General features: G+C 72.2%; 16 protein-coding genes. 1 reads left to right on the top strand and 15 read right to left on the bottom strand.

The genetic code is table 11. From position 1 onward, the window contains the following. Positions 1-73: 73 nt before the first annotated feature. The 12 genes from PV721_RS02915 to fmt all read right to left on the bottom strand — a co-directional run bounded on the left by PV721_RS02915 (position 74) and on the right by fmt (position 11,177). Entirely contained in the window at positions 74-493 is a 420-nt protein-coding gene (locus PV721_RS02915) for a barstar family protein (RefSeq protein ID WP_319721177.1), read from the bottom strand. Beyond that, positions 490-948, bottom strand: coding sequence for a ribonuclease domain-containing protein (locus PV721_RS02910; RefSeq protein ID WP_319721176.1), 459 nt, complete (start codon positions 946-948; stop codon positions 490-492). The genes PV721_RS02915 and PV721_RS02910 overlap by 4 nt, the downstream gene beginning before the upstream one ends. Positions 949-997: 49 nt before the next feature. Further along, positions 998-1,219: a CarD family transcriptional regulator gene (locus PV721_RS02905; RefSeq protein ID WP_189740325.1), complete on the bottom strand. Its 222-nt coding sequence runs from the start codon at positions 1,217-1,219 to the stop codon at positions 998-1,000. Between the two features lie 102 nt (positions 1,220-1,321). Continuing rightward, positions 1,322-2,371 carry a sugar-binding transcriptional regulator gene (locus tag PV721_RS02900; protein ID WP_319721175.1) on the bottom strand — a complete coding sequence of 350 codons (1,050 nt, stop codon included), beginning with the start codon at positions 2,369-2,371 and terminating at the stop codon, positions 1,322-1,324. Positions 2,372-2,476: 105 nt separating this feature from the next. Further along, entirely contained in the window at positions 2,477-3,163 is a 687-nt protein-coding gene (gene rpe / locus PV721_RS02895; protein ID WP_319721174.1) for a ribulose-phosphate 3-epimerase, read from the bottom strand. A 102-nt stretch (positions 3,164-3,265) separates the two neighbouring features. Then, positions 3,266-3,901 (bottom strand): hypothetical protein, encoded by a 636-nt coding sequence (locus PV721_RS02890; protein ID WP_319721173.1) that lies wholly within the window; start codon positions 3,899-3,901, stop codon positions 3,266-3,268. A 169-nt stretch (positions 3,902-4,070) separates the two neighbouring features. After that, on the bottom strand, positions 4,071-5,036 hold the full coding sequence (locus PV721_RS02885; protein ID WP_319721172.1) for a hypothetical protein: 966 nt from the start codon (positions 5,034-5,036) through the stop codon (positions 4,071-4,073). Between the two features lie 156 nt (positions 5,037-5,192). Then, positions 5,193-6,044, bottom strand: coding sequence for a hypothetical protein (locus tag PV721_RS02880; protein WP_319721171.1), 852 nt, complete (start codon positions 6,042-6,044; stop codon positions 5,193-5,195). A gap of 116 nt (positions 6,045-6,160) precedes the next feature. Further along, the gene (locus PV721_RS02875; protein WP_319721170.1) at positions 6,161-7,990 is read right to left on the bottom strand and encodes an alpha/beta hydrolase; all 1,830 of its coding nucleotides are present in this window, start codon (positions 7,988-7,990) and stop codon (positions 6,161-6,163) included. A 7-nt stretch (positions 7,991-7,997) separates the two neighbouring features. Further along, complete coding sequence (locus PV721_RS02870; RefSeq protein ID WP_319721169.1) at positions 7,998-8,456, bottom strand: hypothetical protein; 459 nt, start codon at positions 8,454-8,456, stop codon at positions 7,998-8,000. Positions 8,457-8,631: 175 nt separating this feature from the next. Continuing rightward, complete coding sequence (locus PV721_RS02865; RefSeq protein WP_319721168.1) at positions 8,632-10,092, bottom strand: RsmB/NOP family class I SAM-dependent RNA methyltransferase; 1,461 nt, start codon at positions 10,090-10,092, stop codon at positions 8,632-8,634. A gap of 140 nt (positions 10,093-10,232) precedes the next feature. Beyond that, entirely contained in the window at positions 10,233-11,177 is a 945-nt protein-coding gene (gene fmt, locus PV721_RS02860) for a methionyl-tRNA formyltransferase (protein ID WP_319721167.1), read from the bottom strand. Positions 11,178-11,452: 275 nt separating this feature from the next. Between fmt and PV721_RS02855 the strand changes: the two genes are divergently transcribed. Next, positions 11,453-12,001 carry a hypothetical protein gene (locus tag PV721_RS02855; protein ID WP_319721166.1) on the top strand — a complete coding sequence of 183 codons (549 nt, stop codon included), beginning with the start codon at positions 11,453-11,455 and terminating at the stop codon, positions 11,999-12,001. 170 nt (positions 12,002-12,171) lie between these two features. On the opposite strand, the gene PV721_RS02850 is transcribed toward PV721_RS02855, so the two are convergent. The 3 genes from PV721_RS02850 to coaBC form a co-directional block, all read right to left on the bottom strand. After that, positions 12,172-14,304, bottom strand: a complete 2,133-nt coding sequence (locus PV721_RS02850) for a primosomal protein N' (protein ID WP_319721165.1) — start codon at positions 14,302-14,304, stop codon at positions 12,172-12,174. A 93-nt stretch (positions 14,305-14,397) separates the two neighbouring features. Continuing rightward, a complete protein-coding gene (gene metK, locus PV721_RS02845; protein WP_319721164.1) occupies positions 14,398-15,606 on the bottom strand; it encodes a methionine adenosyltransferase in 1,209 nt (402 codons plus the stop codon). Between the two features lie 205 nt (positions 15,607-15,811). Next, the gene (coaBC, locus tag PV721_RS02840; RefSeq protein WP_319721163.1) at positions 15,812-17,017 is read right to left on the bottom strand and encodes a bifunctional phosphopantothenoylcysteine decarboxylase/phosphopantothenate--cysteine ligase CoaBC; all 1,206 of its coding nucleotides are present in this window, start codon (positions 17,015-17,017) and stop codon (positions 15,812-15,814) included. Between the last annotated feature and the right edge of the window lie 73 nt (positions 17,018-17,090).

Genomic DNA, 17,090 nt, shown 5'->3' with positions numbered 1-17,090 from the left:
ATCCTTCACCCCGCCGCACCACCCAGCCCCTCCGGCGTTCGAGGAGCGGGCCCCGGGGCGGACCCCCGATCTTTCAGCCCCGCCGGCGTTTGAGGCGCGGGGTCCGGGGTGGAGCCCCGGCAGCCGGCCCGGCCTCGGCCAGCAGCACCGTCAGCCCCGGCCCACCCTCCCGCTCCCGCCAGAAGTCGACCGCCTCCTCCAGCACCTCCACCAACGTCTCCCACTCGCCGGGCCGCGCAGCGGCATAGCCGCGCCACGAGGTCACGGCCACCAGCCGCCCCGCGGCTTCCGGCAGCCACGACAGGTCCCGCATCGCGTCCGCGAGCGCGTCCCAGTTCCCGCCGACCCACTCCGGCAGCCGCAAGGCGACCCCGCACCGCCGCATCAGCTCCGCCTTGCCCCGTACGCCGTCCAGGTCCAGCCGTACCGTCGCCCAGCCGGCGGCCTCGGCCGCCGCGAGCGCGGGAGCGAGCGGCTGCGGGTCCAGGGTCATCGGAGAACCGCCTTGAAGGTGTCGTAGTGGTCGTCCGTGTAGAAGAACTCCCCACCCTCACCCGCCACGATCCGCCGGGCGCCGCGGTCCCGCTCCCCCGGGGTCCGCACCGTGAACTCGTGGTAGTAGCCGCGCTTCTGCACGGGCAGGACCTTCTCGAAGTTCCCGAAGACGCTGCCGTCCTGCCGGTACGGATACGGCCCGCCCTTGTCGATGAGCGCGAGAACGTCACGTGCCTGCTGCGGCAGCGCGTCGCCCCGTACGACGGCCATGCCCTTCGCCCATGCGGGAGCGGTACTACTGCCGGGACTGGCCCCACGCGCACTGGCACTGGCGCTGGCGGCGGCGGGGGCGGGCTGCTGCCCGCCACAGCCCACCGCGCCCACCAGCGCGGCACAGACCAAAACGGCCCCCAGCAAACGCAGCAACGATCGGGGCACGTTCCGAAAGATCATGCACCGATCGTGCCAAATATCCGATTCGCTCGCGAATCGCCCGGTCGCCTCAGAGGGCGGCCATCTTGGTGTAGGGACTCAGGATTCGCTTCTGGACCGAACCGAAGTCGACGAGAACAGCGATCCCCTCCTCGATTCCGACGACACGGCCGAGGCCGTGCTCATCGTGAGTGACCCGGTCGCCGACGCTGAACTGCCGGATGGGCTGTTCCACGGGGGCCTTGAACGGGCTGGACGGCAAATGGCGGCGAGGTACTGCTGACTTTGTCATTGGAACCAGTATGCGCCCAGCAGGCCGCCGCGCGGTCCGCCGTTCGGATCTCAATTCCGGCACCATCCGTACCAGCCGGGGCGGCGGACCGCCGATCCGCCGCTACAGGTCGTCGGGATCGGCCCGCTCCAGCGCCGGCCGCAGCCCGGGGGCCGACTCGGTCAGCAGGTAGTCGGCGACGGCCGTGTCGGTGACGAGGCTGGTCACCAGACCGGACCGGAGCACCGCCCCGATCGCGGAGGCCTTGCGCAGACCGCCCGCGATCGCCACGACCTCCGGGATCCGCCGCAGCCGGTCCGCCTCGACGGTGATGCACCGCTCGCCGAGGTCCCGGCCGACCCGCCGGCCCTCAGAATCGAACAGGTGGGCGGACATTTCGGCCGCGACGCCCAGCGAGGCGTAGTGGGCCCGCTCCTCGTCGGTCAGCATGTCGTGGACGGTGGAGATGCCCGTCTCCCACGAGCCGATGGAGACGGCCGCGACCGTCACCTTGTCGAAGTACTCGAAGGCGCGCGCGATCCCGGTCTGGTTGCGCAGCGCGGCCGCGGTCGCCGGATCGGGCAGCAGCATCGGCGCGTAGATCGGGTGCGCGTCGCCCCCCGAGACCTGGGCGGCCCTGCGCACAGCCTCGACCGAACCGCGCTCGGCGGTCCCCGCGTCGTACACGCCGGTCAGCTGGACCACGGTGCACTGCGGCAGCCGGTGCAGGGAGGCGGCCATGTGAATGGTCGACCGCCCCCACGCCAGGCCCAGCACGTCGCCCTCGTTGACCAGTTCGCCCAGCAGATCGGCGGCGACCGCGCCCAGGTTCTCCGGGTCGGGCGCGTCCTCGGTGGCGTCGGCGGGCGACTCCACCACGACGGCGTGCCGGAGCCCGTACCGGGCCCTGAGCGCGTCCGAACGCTCCGCGTCGAGTTCTGCCGGTACCCGGATCTCGATCCGTACGAGGTCCCGCTCCAGGGCGGTCTCCAGGACCCGGGCCACCTTGAAGCGGCTCACGCCGAACTCCTCGGCGATCTGGATCTTCGATTTGCCCTCGAGGTAGAAACGGCGCGCCATGGCCGCCGCCTGCACCAGCTCCGCGGGTCCCATCCGCAGGGCTGACCGTCCCGCCGACATTGCAGACACCGCGTTCTCCTCACTGCTGTTCACACTCTCGTGTTCACACTCTCGACTCGCCGTTCATCCTGTCAGATCCGACGGCCGTTGATCAGCCTGGACAGCTCCCGTTCACCGAGCTGTTCATCAACCCTTGGCTCAGTGGTCGCAAGCCCACGGCGCGGCGGCGATCGCCGCACCCGCCTGGTCACGCAGCGTGCGCACGGCGGCGGCCGGATCGACCGCGCCGTAGACCGCGCTGCCCGCGACGAAGACGTCGGCGCCGGCCTCGGCACAGCGTTCGATGGTCGATGCCGAGACCCCGCCGTCGACCTGCAGCCACAGCTCCAGGCCGTGCTTGGAGATCAGCTCCCGGGTCCGGCGGATCTTGGGGAGCATGATGTCGAGAAAGGGCTGGCCGCCGAAGCCGGGCTCGACCGTCATGATCAGCAGCATGTCGAGCTCGGGGAGGATGTCCTCGTACTGTTCGATGGGCGTCGCGGGCTTGAGCGCCATCGACGCCCGCGCCCCCATCGCCCGGATCTCCCGCGCGAGGCGCACGGGCGCCGCCGCGGCCTCGGCGTGGAAGGTGACCGAACCCGCACCGGCCTCCACGTACTGCGGGGCCCAGCGGTCCGGGTTCTCGATCATCAGGTGGAGGTCCAGCGGGATGTCCGTGGCCCGGCTCAGGGACTCCACGACGGGCATGCCGAGGGTGAGGTTCGGGACGAAATGGTTGTCCATGACGTCGACATGCAGCCAGTCGGCCCCCTCGACGGCCTTCGCCTCCTCGGCGAGTCGGGCGAAGTCGGCGGACAGGATGCTGGGATAAATCTGCGCGGCCATGCCCCAAGCCTGCCATGCGTGCAGCCGCTTCCGGCCACGACCCCGGAAGTCGGAACGCTCGCAGCAACGCTTAACTGATCGCGGAGAACACTTCACCCGTCCTTAAAACCGGCGGGATGCCGCGAGGAGCGGGCGCGTGGCGGGATCTTCGGCGGACGGGGCCTCGAACGTGGCGGGACCGACCGCGGTCGTCCCCGAGGCCTTGCTCTTGCCCGGCGGGAGGAAGCAGGGCGACGTCACGGAGAGGGAGGCGACACCCTCGCCCTTGGCGCGGTCCATGACACCGGTCACGGCGTCCATCCAGAAATCGTCCGGGCCCGTACGCATGTAGACCGTCGGAAAGGCGCTGGACCAATCGACCTCGCCCGACGAGTTGTACGGGTAGCCCTGCTTCAGCCAGGCGTCCCGCGCCTGCCGCACGAGGTTCTGGGCCTCGGCCCCCGGAACACCCGTCAGTTTGTAGATGACCGTGACCTGCACACGATCGTCGGGGCCGTGGTCGTCCCTGGCGATGCAGGCGCTGACGGGCGCGTGGCCCATGCGCTCCAGCGTCGGCTGGGGGGACATGCCGTCCACCGCCTGGTGGATGATCTCCTCCGCCCGGTCGATCGCCTGCTGCTCGTTCATCGTGACCTGCTGCGCGGCCCCGCCTCCGCCGCCTGCGTGCGCCCCGCAGGCGGCCACCGCGACCGTCAGCGCGAGCAGTGCAGCGACCGAGGACGCCTTACGTGATTTCACGGCTGTCCTCCGGTGATGATCCCTGCTCCATGTTTCCGAAAAGCCCGTCGTCCCGTACCGGCGAGTGCGCGCGGCGCTTCTCCGCCCGCGCCCGCACGGTCCGGGCGCGGGCGGGAACGGCGCCGTGCCCACGAGGCGCCCCCGCCCGTCGGCACGGGGGCGCCGGCCGTCATGCGTCGGCGGATGCCGGACCGGTGGCGGGCGCCGTCACCGCGACGCGCACCGCGCCGGTGGTCGAGGCCGCGACCTGCGCGACCGTGCGGTCTCCGGGGTGGCCGGCGACGACGGCCGGAGTGCCCTCGACCGTCGGCACCCGGCGCACGGTCCACCCCGCGCTCTGGAAGAACGTCTGCGCGCGCCCCACGGCAGCCGCCCTCTCGCCCTCCGGCAGCGGCTCGGTCGACCAGGTGTGGTGGACCGACGCCCCCGACTCGTCCCGGACCGTGCTGAGGCCCTCTCCGGGCTGCGTGGGCGCCGATCCGACCTGCAGCGCGTCGTAGATCCGGCTGGAGTGGCCGAGGACCCGGCGCGTGGCGGGATCGTCGGCCGACGGGGCCTCGAACGCGGCGGCGGGACTGGCCGGGGTCGCTCCCGAGGCCTTGCTCTTGCCCGGCGGGAGGAAGCAGGGCGATATCACCTTGAGGCTGGCGATGCCCTCGCCCTTGTCGCGGTCCAGGACCCCTGTGATGCCTTCCATCCAGAAGTCGTCCGGCTCCGTACGCATACTCACCCAGGGGAAGGGGCCGGACATGTCCGCCTCGTCCGACGAGTTGTACTTGTAGCCCTGCTTCAGCCAGGCGTCCCGCGCCTGCAGCACGAGGTTCTTGGCCTCGGTCCCGGGAACCCCGGTGAGCTTGTAGAAGAGGGTGACCTGCAGTCGGTCGTCACTGCTGCTGTCGTTCTTGGCGATGCAGGGACCGACGGTCTGGGGGCCCGTGCGCTCCAGTGTCGGCTTGGGCGACATGGCGTCCACCGCCTGCCGAATGATCTCTTCCGCCCGCCCGGCGGCCTGCTGCTCGTTCATCGTGACCTGCTGCGCGGCCCCGCCTCCGCCGCCTGCGTGCGCCCCGCAGGCGGCCACCGCGACCGTCAGCGCGAGCAGTGCAGCGACCGAGAACGCCTTACGTGGTTTCACCGCTGTCCTCCGGTGATGATCCCTGCTCCCTGTTTCCGAAAAGCCCGTCGTCCCCGTTACCGGCGAGTGCGCGCACGGCGCTTCTCCGCCCGCGCCCACGGTCCGGGCGCGGGTGGGAACGGCGCCGTGCCCGCGGGGGCACGGGGGCGCCGGCCGTCATGCGTCGGCGGATGCCGGACCGGTGGCGGGCGCCGTCACCGCGACGCGCACCGCGCCGGTGGTCGAGGCCGCGACCTGCGCGACCGTGCGGTCTCCGGGGTGGCCGGCGACGACGGCCGGAGTGCCCTCGACCGTCGGCACCCGGCGCACGGCCCATCCCGCGCTCTGGAAGAAAGTCTGCGCGCGCCCCACGGCAGCCGCCCTCTCGTCCTCCGGCAGCGGCTCGGTCGACCAGGTGTGGTGGACCGACGCCCCCGACTCGTCCCGGACCGTGCTGAGGCCTTCCCCAGGCTGCGTGGGCGCCGATCCGACCTGCAGCGCGTCGTAGATCCGGCTGGAGTGGCCGAGGGCCCGGCGCGTGGCGGGATCTTCGGCGGACGGGGCCTCGAACGTGGCGGGACCGACCGCGGTCGTCCCCGAGGCCTTGCTCTTGCCCGGCGGGAGGAAACAGGGCGACGTCACCTTGAGAGAGGCGACACCCTCGCCCTTGGCGCGGTCCATGACACCGGTCACGGCGTCCATCCAGAAATCGTCCGGGCCCGTACGCATGTAGACCGTCGGAAAGGCGCTGGACCAATCGACCTCGCCCGACGAGTTGTACGTGTAGCCCTGCTTCAGCCAGGCGTCCCGCGCCTGCCGCACGAGGTTCTGGGCCTCGGCCCCCGGAACACCCGTCAGTTTGTAGATGACCGTGACCTGCACACGATCGTCGGGGCCATGGTCGTCCCTGGCGATGCAGGCGCTGACGGGCGCGTGGCCCATGCGCTCCAGCGTCGGCTGGGGGGACATGCCGTCCACCGCCTGGTGGATGATCTCCTCTGCCCGGTCGATCGCCTGCTGCTCGTTCATCGTGACCTGCTTCGGTGCCGTTCCGCCGGTTTTCTGTCCGTTCCCCTGCGCCCCGCACGCGGTCGCCATGATCATCATGGCCAGCAGTGCGGCAACCGGGACTGCTTTGCGTGGATTCACGGTCGTCCTCCCGTAACGATCTTCCCCAGGCTACCGAGGGGCTTCTCGTCCCAGTACTGGGAGTGCGCGGGCATCATTTCCCAGTCCTCGAGCGGCCACTTCCCGTCGGGGACCTCGAAGACCTGGCCCCCGAAGTCGTCGGTGGTCGGGTCGGTTCCGTGGACGATCGTGTGGTCGTCGAAGGAGTCCCACCACGCCTTCGGGCTGAGCGGGTCCCGGGCCGTCGGCGGGGCGAGGTTGATGAGGTCGTGGTCGGACGTGGCCGCGAAGACCCGGTCCGGTGAGATGTTCAGGTCCTTCGCGTGGTCCACTCCCACGCCCGGACTGCCCACCATGATCGCGTTGTCGACCGGCAGGTCGATGTGCATGCTCATCGTCTCGCCCACCACCAGCGACCCGTAGCTGTGCCCGAGGAGCGTCTGGTTCACGCCGCCCTCGCGGTGGTTGGCCTCCTCGATCCCCTGGATGAAATTGCCGAACGGCTCCCTGGCGTTGTCCGCCCACTTGGTCTCCGTCGCATCGGTCGCGATGCCCTGCGGGGCGTCGTAACCGAGCCATACGATCGATGCCGTCGAGTGCGCGGAATCTTGGCGCTCCGCCTCGGCCTGGAGCGCCACGGCCCGACCTATGTCCCCGTCGATGGACTTCAGTTCGGCGAACGTCCCGGGCACGTACGTCACCACGTTGTCGGCGGTGTCCGGATTGCCGATGGAAACGATCGCGCGGCCCATGTCCTTGCCGTCGAAGCCGAGGAGGTAGGGGCGGTTGGCCTCGCTCGTGTAGCTGTCGAATCGTTTCTGTATGTCGTCCATGCCCTTGGAGCCGTCCTCGATCTCCTTCCTCTTCTCCTCCCACTTCTTCCACTCGTCCGTCGGAACCATCGCGCCCTTCACCTCACGGCCCGTGATGGGGCTGATGTAGGGCCTGTAGTGCTCCGGCTCCTTCTTGAGCCAGGCGTCGTACTCCACCTGCTTGGCGGCGCGCTGTTCCGCGAGGACGACGCGGTTCGCGTCGTCGCGCACGGCGGAGGGGAGGCCGTCGAGGGCCCCGATGCTCGCGGGGTGCATGGAGATGTAGGCCTCGCGCTGTTCCTCGGTGAGGCCGTTCCACCAGTTGGCGTTGTCCTGGGGCCAGTCGTTCTTCGGCGGCGGCTTGATCGTGCCGAGATAGGCGTCGGCCGCCCCGCGCACGCCTCCCGCGTCGGAGGTGGCGTCGGTCCAGTCGCTGGCGGACACGGTCAGGTCGTCGTCGGCCTTGAGGGCCCGTATCTTCGGCTCCCACTTGGCGTCCGCGTCCGTGGCTTCCTTGAGCGCGTCGGCGATGCGGTTCGCGTACCCCATCGCCTTGCCGTAGTTCGGGTTCGGGTGGATGTTCGCCGCCTGGCGTTCCACGGCGTCGGAGGTCTCGGACCCTCCCGCGCTACCGGTCACCGTGCCGCCCTCCGAGGCCTTCTCGGCGCCCGGCTTCTGTCCGGCGGGGAACGCGACCGAGCCGTCGTCGTTCACCTTGCAGCCGTCCGCCTGTGCGTCCGCGACCGCCGCCTCCAGCTTCCGCTTGGCGGCCGCCATGTCGTAGGCGAACCCGTTGAGCGCCGTGCTGATGACACCGCATTCGGTCTGCGTGTAGTGGAAGTTCTTGGCCAGGGCCTGGAGCTGTTTCTGCGCGGCGTTCACCGCCTCGCCCGTCAACGACTTGCGCATGCCCGTGGCGACCGTGTTCTCGATGTGCTCCCTGGCCGCCTGGGCCGAGTTGCCCATGGTGCGGTAGCCGTCGGCAGCCTCCTCGAACTCGGACGGTTTGAAGGCCTTGAGCGTCGCGTAGTCCATCGCGCCGTCACCGGCCCTTGGTCTGGCCGCCGACGGCGTCCGTGTCCGCGTACGTGGCGTTCAGCCTGTTCATCTCCGCCTGGACGCCCTCGTCGGTCGTCAACAGGTCGCGGCCCACCTGGTTCAGGATTCCCTGGAGCGCGCCGCACCGCTCGCTGACGCTCTCGGCGTACTTCTTCCAGGAGTCGTACACGTCCTTCTGCGCGGCCGCGGTCAGACATCCGGCGGTCGAGCCGATTCCGGTCTGCCCGTCCTCGAGCTTGGTGAGCGCGGTGCCCATGGTCTGGCGGAGGGACCCCACGCCCTCACCGGCCGCGGTCCACGCCTTCTTGCTGGACTGAAGACCGCCCGTCACGGCGCTCGGGGCGCCGGTGCCGGGGTCGGCGGGCACCTGGTTGAGCCTCATGGCCACGTGCTGCCCGTCGCCCGCACCGGCTTTGATCTGTTCCCACTCGTCCCACGCCATGCGCGCAGCCCCCGATTGTTCCCTGTTGATCACACCAGCCGGGAACACTACCTCGCACGGGAGCGCGGCTCATGAGTACCCGTACCTAGGCTCCGCGCCCCTGTCCGACGGGGGACGCCGGGGGACACGGAGCCCGGATCGGGGCCCGGATCGGGGCCCGGATCGGGGCCCGGCCCTACGCCGTGCGCCTCAGCAGCGCCAGGTACATCGCGTCCGTCCCGTGCAGATGGGGCCACAGCTGGACGTCGGGGCCGTCGCCCAGGCCCGGCACGCCCGCCATGAACGGCCTCGCGTCGATGAGTTCCGCGGACACCGGCGACGCGCCCGCGCCGCGCCCCTTCAGGACGTCGTCCACGACGACCCGGGTCTCCGCCAGGTGCGGCGAGCACGTCGCGTAGCCCACGACGCCGCCCACCCGGACCGCCGACAGCGCCTCCCGCAGCAGCCCGCGCTGGAGCGGCGCGAAGCCCTCCAGGTCCTGCGGGCGACGCCGCCAGCGGGCCTCCGGGCGACGGCGGAGCGCGCCCAGGCCGGTGCACGGGACGTCCATCAGGACGCGGTCGAAGGAGCCCGGCCGCCACGGCGGCCGGGTGCCGTCCGCCGCGATCACCTGGTACGGGCCGGGGTTGCCCGCGAGGGCGCGCTCCACGAGCCGTGCCCGGTGCGGCTGCTTCTCCGAGGCGAGCAGGAACGCGCCGCGCTGCGCCGCGAGCGCGGCGAGCAGCGCCGCCTTGCCGCCGGGGCCCGCGCAGCCGTCGAGCCAGCGCTCGTCGCTGCCCTCGACCGGCACGGCCGCCAGGGCCATCGCCACGAGCTGGCTGCCCTCGTCCTGCACGCCGGCGCGGCCCTCGCGCACCGCCTCCAGCGCGCCGGGCTCGCCGCCCTCGGCCATCCGGACGGCGTACGGCGACCAGCGGCCGGGCAGCGCCGACTCCTCGCCGACCGCGTCCAGCAGCTCCTGCGGGGTGGACCGGCCGGGGCGCGCGACCAGGGTCACCTCGGGCCGCTCATTGTCGGCCTCCAGGAGGTCCTCGATCCCGGCGCGGCCGCCGCCGAGCGCGTCCCACAGGGCGCTGACGATCCACCTGGGGTGCGAGTGGTACACCGCGAGGTGTTCCTCGGCGTCGTCCTCGTACGGCGGCGCGACCCGTTCCAGCCAGGCGTCGAGATCGTGTGCGGCGATCTTCCGCAGCACGGCGTTCACGAACTTGGCGCGCCCGTCCCCGAGCACCACCCGGGCCAGCTCCACGCTCGCGGAGACGGCCGCGTGCGTGGGGATCCGGGTGCCGAGCAGCTGGTGCGCGCCGAGTGAGAGCACGTCGAGCACCGGCGGGTCCACCTCCCGCAGCGGCCGGTCGATGCACGCCTTGATGACGGCGTCGTAGGTGCCCTGGCGGCGGAGCGTCCCGTAGACCAGCTCGGTGGCCAGTGCGGCGTCGCGCGCCTGGAAGCTCTCGTCCTGGCGGGCCTTCTTCAGCAGCGGCGGCAGCACGAGGTTCGCGTAGGCGTCGCGCTCCTCCACCGCCCGCAGCACCTCGAAGGCCAGCATCCGGACGGGGTCCTTCTGGGGCCGCCGGTACGGCTTGGCCTGTCGCTGGCCTGCGGGGTTGCGACGGGGACGGGGCTGTTCGCTCACGTGAAAGGTGCTCCGGGTTTACGAGGTGCTGCGGTCATGACGTGAAGGGGTGGCGGGCGCCGCCCGGGCGGGGCGGCGGTCCCTACGGTGCAAGGGCCAGCGCCGCGCGGACGGCGCGGCCGGATTCGGCCCGGCTGGATTCAGCCTACGTCGGCCCCGCCGAGCCGCTCGCCGGGCGCGATCCGCACCCCGCGGGCCCAGTCGGCGCCGCGCATCGGCTTCTTGCCCTGGGGCTGCACCCACAGCAGCTCCACGGCGTGCGAGCCGGTTCCGACGTGGACGTTGTTCTTGGCCGGGGCCAGCTCGCCCGGCGCCAGGTCGGTGCGGTCGGCCACCAGACCCACCGAGATCAGCTTGAGCCTCTCCCCGCGGAAGACGGTCCAGGCGCCCGGGGCCGGCGTGCAGCCGCGGACCACGCGGTCGGCGCGCATCGCGGGAGCCGTCCAGTCGATCCGGGCGTCCTCCACGGTGATCTTGGGCGCGAGGGAGAGGCCGTCGTGCGACTGTGCGACGGCGCGCAGGGTGCCGTCCTCGATGCCGTCCATGGTGGCGGCCAGCAGCCCAGAGCCGGCGAAGGCGAGCCGGGTGAGCAGATCGCCGCTGGTGTCGGTGGGGCGGATCTCCTCGGTGAGGATGCCGTAGACCGGGCCGGAGTCCAGGCCCTCCTCGATGAGGAAGGTGGAGGCGCCGGTGACCTGGTCGCCCGCCATGATCGAGTGCTGGACGGGCGCGGCACCGCGCCAGGCGGGCAGCAGCGAGAAGTGCAGGTTGACCCATCCGTGCTTGGGGATGTCGAGGGCGCTCTTGGGGAGCAGCGCCCCGTAGGCGACGACGGGGCAGCAGTCCGGGGCGATCTCGCGCAGCCGGGCCTGGAAGTCGGGGTCGCGGGGCCGGGCGGGCTTGAGGATCTCGATGCCGGCCTCCTCGGCGCGCTCGGCGACCGGGCTGGCGACGAGCCGGCGGCCGCGGCCGGCCGGTGCGTCGGGCCGGGTGACGACGGCGGCGACCTCGTGCCGCCCGGAGGCGATCAGGGCGTCCAGGGCGGGTACGGCGACCTCGGGGGTGCCTGCGAAGACGAGCTTCACTGGGGTCCTACCTCGCTATCTCGGCTGTCAGCAGCACACCAGTCTATGGGGCGTGCGCCAACGGGCGATCCGGCGGATACCCCGCCGAGGCCCACTTGCGATGCCGAGGGGGCGTACGCACACACACGCGCCCCTCGCATATGCCGACACGCCCCCACAGCGTGACCAACGCGCCGGGTGGCGCGTTGGTCAAGAGAGATTGACCAAAACGGGCCGCGTGTGAACGGTGTCTGCGGCCCGATCCGCCCTTCAGCACCGGTTCGAGAGGCTTCTTCATGGCCGACCACGCCACCCACGACGCCCAAGCCCGGGCCAGCCTGCACCTCCTGGTGCGGGACATCGAGCGGGTTCGCCGGCAGGTGGATGCTCTGCGTACGCTCACCGCCCAGCTCGGCAACGTGTACCGCCCGCGCCGCTCCGGTCCCTCCACGGGCTTCGTCGTCTACGGCCGGGCGCCCGCGCCCACCGTCCGCCTCGCGCAGGAGCTGCGGGACAGCGTCGAGACGCTGGTCACCGCCGCCGTGGACTTCGACCGCTCGCTCGGCTTCTCATGGGACGCGGTCGGCTCGGCTCTCGGCGTCACCAAGCAGGCCGTGCACCGCCGCTACGGTGCCCGGCGGGCGCAGTCCGCCGAGTCCGCGGAGCCGCTGGCCGAGGGGACGACCACCCGGCCCCTGGGGCCGCTGCCCACCGTGCCGGCCGCCCGCTCGGTACCGCCGCAGCCGGTGCGCGAGGAGGCCCAGGCCGCGGCCGGCGGGACCCCGGGCCGCACGCTCGGGGAGGCTCCCCGCTCCCCCGCCTTCCCCGGTCCGCGCAACGGCTGACCTGTGTCCCGCCGCCGGGACGCCGACCCCCGACGGCCGGCCGGCACCGCTCGCCGCCCCTGAATCCGCCCCCGGCGGGACGACCCACGCGTCTCCCGCCGGGGGCTTCGGCGTTCGCGCCTCGGTGTGCGCGGTACGGCGTTCCCGCTCCGGCCTTCGCCGCCGTCCGGTCAGCCGATGTCCGGCGGGTCGATGCGCACCCGCACCGCGTCGGCCGCCGCCACCTTGCGCGCCATCCGGGCCGCCTGCGCGGACTTGAGCGAAGCCGCCAGCGCGGCCCCGCTGCCCGGCGGTACCCGGACCAGGGCCCGCTCCCCGGGCGAGGGCTCCCCGCGCCGGCCCGGCAGCGGCACCGGGCCCAGGATCTCGGCGTCCGGGGGCAGCTCGGCGCCGGCCAGAAAGTCCTCCACCGCGGCGGCCCGCCCCACGACCGAGGCCATCCGCGACACGGGCGGGAACCGCAGTTCGGCCCGCTCGGCCAGCTCGCGCAACGCATGCCCGACGGGATCCCACCGCACCAGCGCCTGGACCGGCCTCAGCGTCGGCTCGGCGACGATGACCACCTGGCCCTCGCCCCGGACCAGGCATGTGGCGGCGATCCACCGGCGCAGCGCTTCCTCCCCCGCCCTCAGGTCGGGGAAACCCAGCATGGCCCAGCCGTCCAGCAGCAGGGCCGCCGCGTACCCGGCGCCTTCCACCACCGGCTCGGCTCCCGGCGTCGACACGACGAGCGCGGGCGCGTCCGGAACCCGTTCCAGGACGTGGTCGCGGCCCGAGGTGCGCACCGGTACGGCGGGAAAGGCCCGCCCGAGCTCCTCGGCCGTGCGCCGGGCGCCGACCACCTGTGCCCTCAACCGGAAGGAGCCGCACTCCTCGCAGTGCCAGGACGTCTCCTGCAGCCCGCACCATCCGCACTGCAGGTCCTGCTGGTCCGGCGCCTCCAGCGGTCCGGCGCAGGTCTTGCACCGGGCCGGCGTCCGGCACCGCTCGCAGGCCAGCCGGGGCACGTATCCGCGCCGGGGCACTTGCACGAGCACGGGCCCGGTCTTCAGCCCCTCCCGTGCGGTTTCCCAGGCCAGGCTGGGCAGCCTCGCGGCCCGGGCCGCCTCGTCCCGGGCGAGCAGCTCGTCGCCGACCGTCCGGATCCGGGGCGCGCAGGACCGCACCGTCTCACGATCGGCGACCAAGGGGCGGGCCCAGCCGGACTCGACGAGCTGCGCTGCTTCGACCGTGCAGCTGGTGCTGCCGAGCAGGAAGCCACATCCCTCGGTCAGGGAGCGCAGCTGCAGCACCTCGCGCACATGGGGAAACGGCGCGCTGGTGTCGCTGTGGCTGGAGTCTCCGTCGTCCCAGATCGCCACGAGACCGAGCTGGTGCACCGGCGCGAACATCGCGGCCCGGGTCCCGACGACGGCCCGCACCGATCCGCGGTGCACGGCGAGCCACTGCGAGTAGCGCTTCTGCGGACCGGATTCGGCGGTGAGCACGGCGTGCAGCCCCTTGCCCACCAGGGCAGTCAGCGCTTCGTCGACTCGCGCGGCGGTGCGGCCGTCGGGCACCACGGCAAGCGCTCCCCGCCCCGAGGCGAGCGTGGCCGCCATCGCCCGTGCGAGTTCGTCCGGCCAGGTCGGTCCGGGCAGCGCGGTCCACACCGCGCGCGGGCTCGCGCCGGAGGCCAGCTCCCGCAGGAACTCCGGCCCCGTCGAGTAGCGGTCCCACCCGTCCGGGCCGGGGGCGCCGGGCGGAGGCAGCGGGGCGGGTGAGGGCCGGCTCTCGGCCTGTCCGTGGCGGGGCGGGATCGCCAATTGCAGGACGTCTGCCAAGCTGCCGCCGTAGCGGCGCGCGACGGCCCGCGCCAACTTTTCGATCTGGGGGCTGAGCACGCGCTCGGGCGAGACCACCTGGGCGAGCGCCGCGAGCGGTCTGTCGTAGTCCGTCTCGGCCACGCGCTCGATCAGGTACCCGTCGATCAGGCCGCCGCCCTCGCGGCGCCCGTCGCGGACCCGGCCCTCGCCCGCACCGAAGCGGACCCGGACGCGGACACCCGGCTGTGCGTCCGCGGCGAGGTGCTCGGGGACGGCGTAGTCCCAGGTTTGGTCCAGGTGCAGAACGCCCTTGTTGACCAGGACCCTGGCGATCGGCAGCTCCTCGGCGAGCGCGGCGCCGCGCCAGGTGCGCGGCTTCGCCTTGGGCGCCTTGGCCTTCGCCTCGGCGACCACCTCCCGGATCAGCGCGAGCTGCTCCGGCGGACCACCAGGACCCTGGTCCACACCCCGCTGCTCGGACTCGTTCGCGCTGCTCACACCCGCATTCTTACCAAACCCCACTGACAGCCGCGGCACGCGAACGGCCCCGGACCAGAAGGTCCGGGGCCGAACGCCTACGAGCGGTGGTGCTTACAGACCGGCGGCCGTGCGCAGCGCGTCGACGCGGTCGGTGCGCTCCCAGGTGAAGTCCGGCAGCTCACGGCCGAAGTGGCCGTAGGCGGCGGTCTGGGCGTAGATCGGGCGCAGCAGGTCCAGGTCGCGGATGATCGCGGCCGGGCGGAGGTCGAAGACCTCGCCGATCGCGTCCTCGATCTTCTGGACCTCGACCTTGGCGGTGCCGAATGTCTCGACGAACAGACCGACGGGCTCGGCCTTGCCGATCGCGTACGCGACCTGGACCTCGCAGCGCGAGGCGAGACCGGCGGCGACGACGTTCTTGGCGACCCAGCGCATCGCGTACGCGGCGGAGCGGTCGACCTTGGACGGGTCCTTGCCGGAGAACGCGCCGCCACCGTGGCGGGCCATGCCGCCGTAGGTGTCGATGATGATCTTGCGGCCGGTCAGGCCGGCGTCGCCCATCGGGCCGCCGATCTCGAAGCGGCCGGTCGGGTTCACCAGCAGGCGGTAGCCCTCGGTGTCGAGCTTGATGCCGTCCTCGACGAGCTGGGCCAGCACGTGCTCGACGACGAACTCGCGGATGTCCGGGGCGAGCAGCGAGTCCAGGTCGATGTCGGAGGCGTGCTGCGAGGACACGACGACCGTGTCCAGGCGCACGGCCTTGTCGCCGTCGTACTCGATGGTGACCTGGGTCTTGCCGTCGGGGCGCAGGTACGGGATGGTCCCGTTCTTGCGGACCTCGGACAGCCGGCGGGAGAGCCGGTGCGCGATGTGGATCGGGAGCGGCATGAGCTCGGGGGTCTCGTCGCAGGCGTAGCCGAACATCAGGCCCTGGTCGCCGGCGCCCTGCTTGTCGAGCTCGTCCTCGTCGCCCTCGACGCGCTTCTCGTAGGCGGTGTCGACGCCCTGCGCGATGTCCGGGGACTGGGCGCCGATGGACACCGACACGCCGCAGGATGCGCCGTCGAAGCCCTTCTTCGAGGAGTCGTAGCCGATTTCGAGGATCTTCTCCCGGACGAGCTGCGCGATCGGCGCGTAGGCCTTCGTCGTCACCTCGCCCGCAATGTGCACGAGACCGGTGGTGATGAGGGTCTCCACGGCCACGCGCGAGGTCGGGTCCTCGGAGAGGAGCGCGTCGAGGATCGTGTCGCTGATCTGGTCAGCGATCTTGTCAGGGTGGCCCTCGGTCACGGACTCCGAGGTAAACAGACGACGGGACACAACGCTCCCTGGGGTTGCAGCGGCTGCTGGCTGATCATTTGGCGGAACCACACCGGGGGCTGCGCCCGATCACGTTCCTGGTGCAGTTTATCGGTCGCCACCGTTTCCGGGACCACCCGTCTCGCCTTATGGGAGCCGTGTGACCTGCGGCACCTCATTCTGACGCACGGAGGTGATCAGGAGAAGGGCAATCGGCTCAGGCGCGTCACGGCTGCAGCCGGACGGCCACCTGGTCCCAAATGGCTTCGGCCAGCGTCTCCTTCGGTCCATAGGGCACTTGAATCTCAGACCCTTCGGAGGCCAGGATGACCGCCTCATTCTCCTCGGAACCGAAGGTCCGCGCCTCGCCGACCTCGTTCACGACGAGAAGATCACACCCCTTGCGAAGGAGCTTGGCCCGGCCGTTGGCGAGGACGTCGTCGGTCTCGGCGGCGAACCCCACCACCACCTGCCCGTCCCGGGCCCGGTCGGCCGAGATCTCGGCGAGAACGTCCGGATTTCGTACGAGCGCGACCGGCGCCGGGTCCTGTCCGTCCTTCTTCTTGATCTTCCCGCCGGCGTACTCGGCGGGCCGGAAGTCGGCCACGGCGGCGGCCATCACCACGACGTCGGCGTCGGCCGCCGCCTCGAGCACCGCCTCCCGCAGCTGCACGGCCGTCCCCACCCGTACGACGTCCGCCCCGGCCGGGTCGGCCAGCGCGGTGTTCGCCGCCACCAGGGTGACGCGGGCCCCGCGGGCGACGGCCGTACGGGCCAGCGCGTAGCCCTGCTTGCCGGAGGAGCGGTTGCCGAGGAAGCGGACCGGGTCCAGCGGTTCCCGCGTGCCGCCGGCGCTGATCACCACGTGCCGCCCGGCGAGGTCCTGCTCGCCCACCCCGCGCGCCAGGACCCTGCGGCAGACCTCGTAGATCTCCGCGGGGTCGGGCAGCCGCCCCTTGCCGGTGTCCTTGCCCGTCAGCCGGCCGACGGCGGGCTCGATGACGAGGGCGCCGCGCCGGCGCAGCGTGGCCACGTTCTCCTGGGTGGCGGGGTGCTCCCACATCTCGGTGTGCATGGCGGGGGCGAAGACCACCGGACATCGGGCGGTGAGCAGCGTGTTCGTGAGCAGGTCGTCGGCGAGCCCGTGGGCGGCCTTCGCCAGCATGTCGGCGGTGGCCGGGGCGACGACGACGAGGTCGGCGGACTGGCCGATGCGCACGTGCGGCACCTCGTGCACGGTCTCCCACACCTCCGTGGAGGCCGGGTTCCCGGAGAGGGCGGCCCAGGTCGCCTCGCCGACGAAGTTCAGCGAGGCCGCCGTGGGCACGACCCGCACCTCGTGGCCGGACTCGGTCAGCAGGCGGAGCAGTTCGCACGCCTTGTAGGCGGCGATCCCGCCGCTGACCCCCAGCACGACCTTCGGCTTACCCACCACGCACTCCCCTTCGAGCCTTGTCGACGTCCGTCGTCCCTCCCCATGACACACCACAGGCCCGGCAGATGTT

This window comes from Streptomyces sp. MB09-01 (assembly GCF_033794505.1).
In the GTDB taxonomy this organism is placed as follows: Bacteria; Actinomycetota; Actinomycetes; order Streptomycetales; family Streptomycetaceae; genus Streptomyces.
The sequence above is the reverse complement of the archived record's forward strand: the minus strand, read 5'-3'. Positions and strand labels throughout refer to the sequence as shown.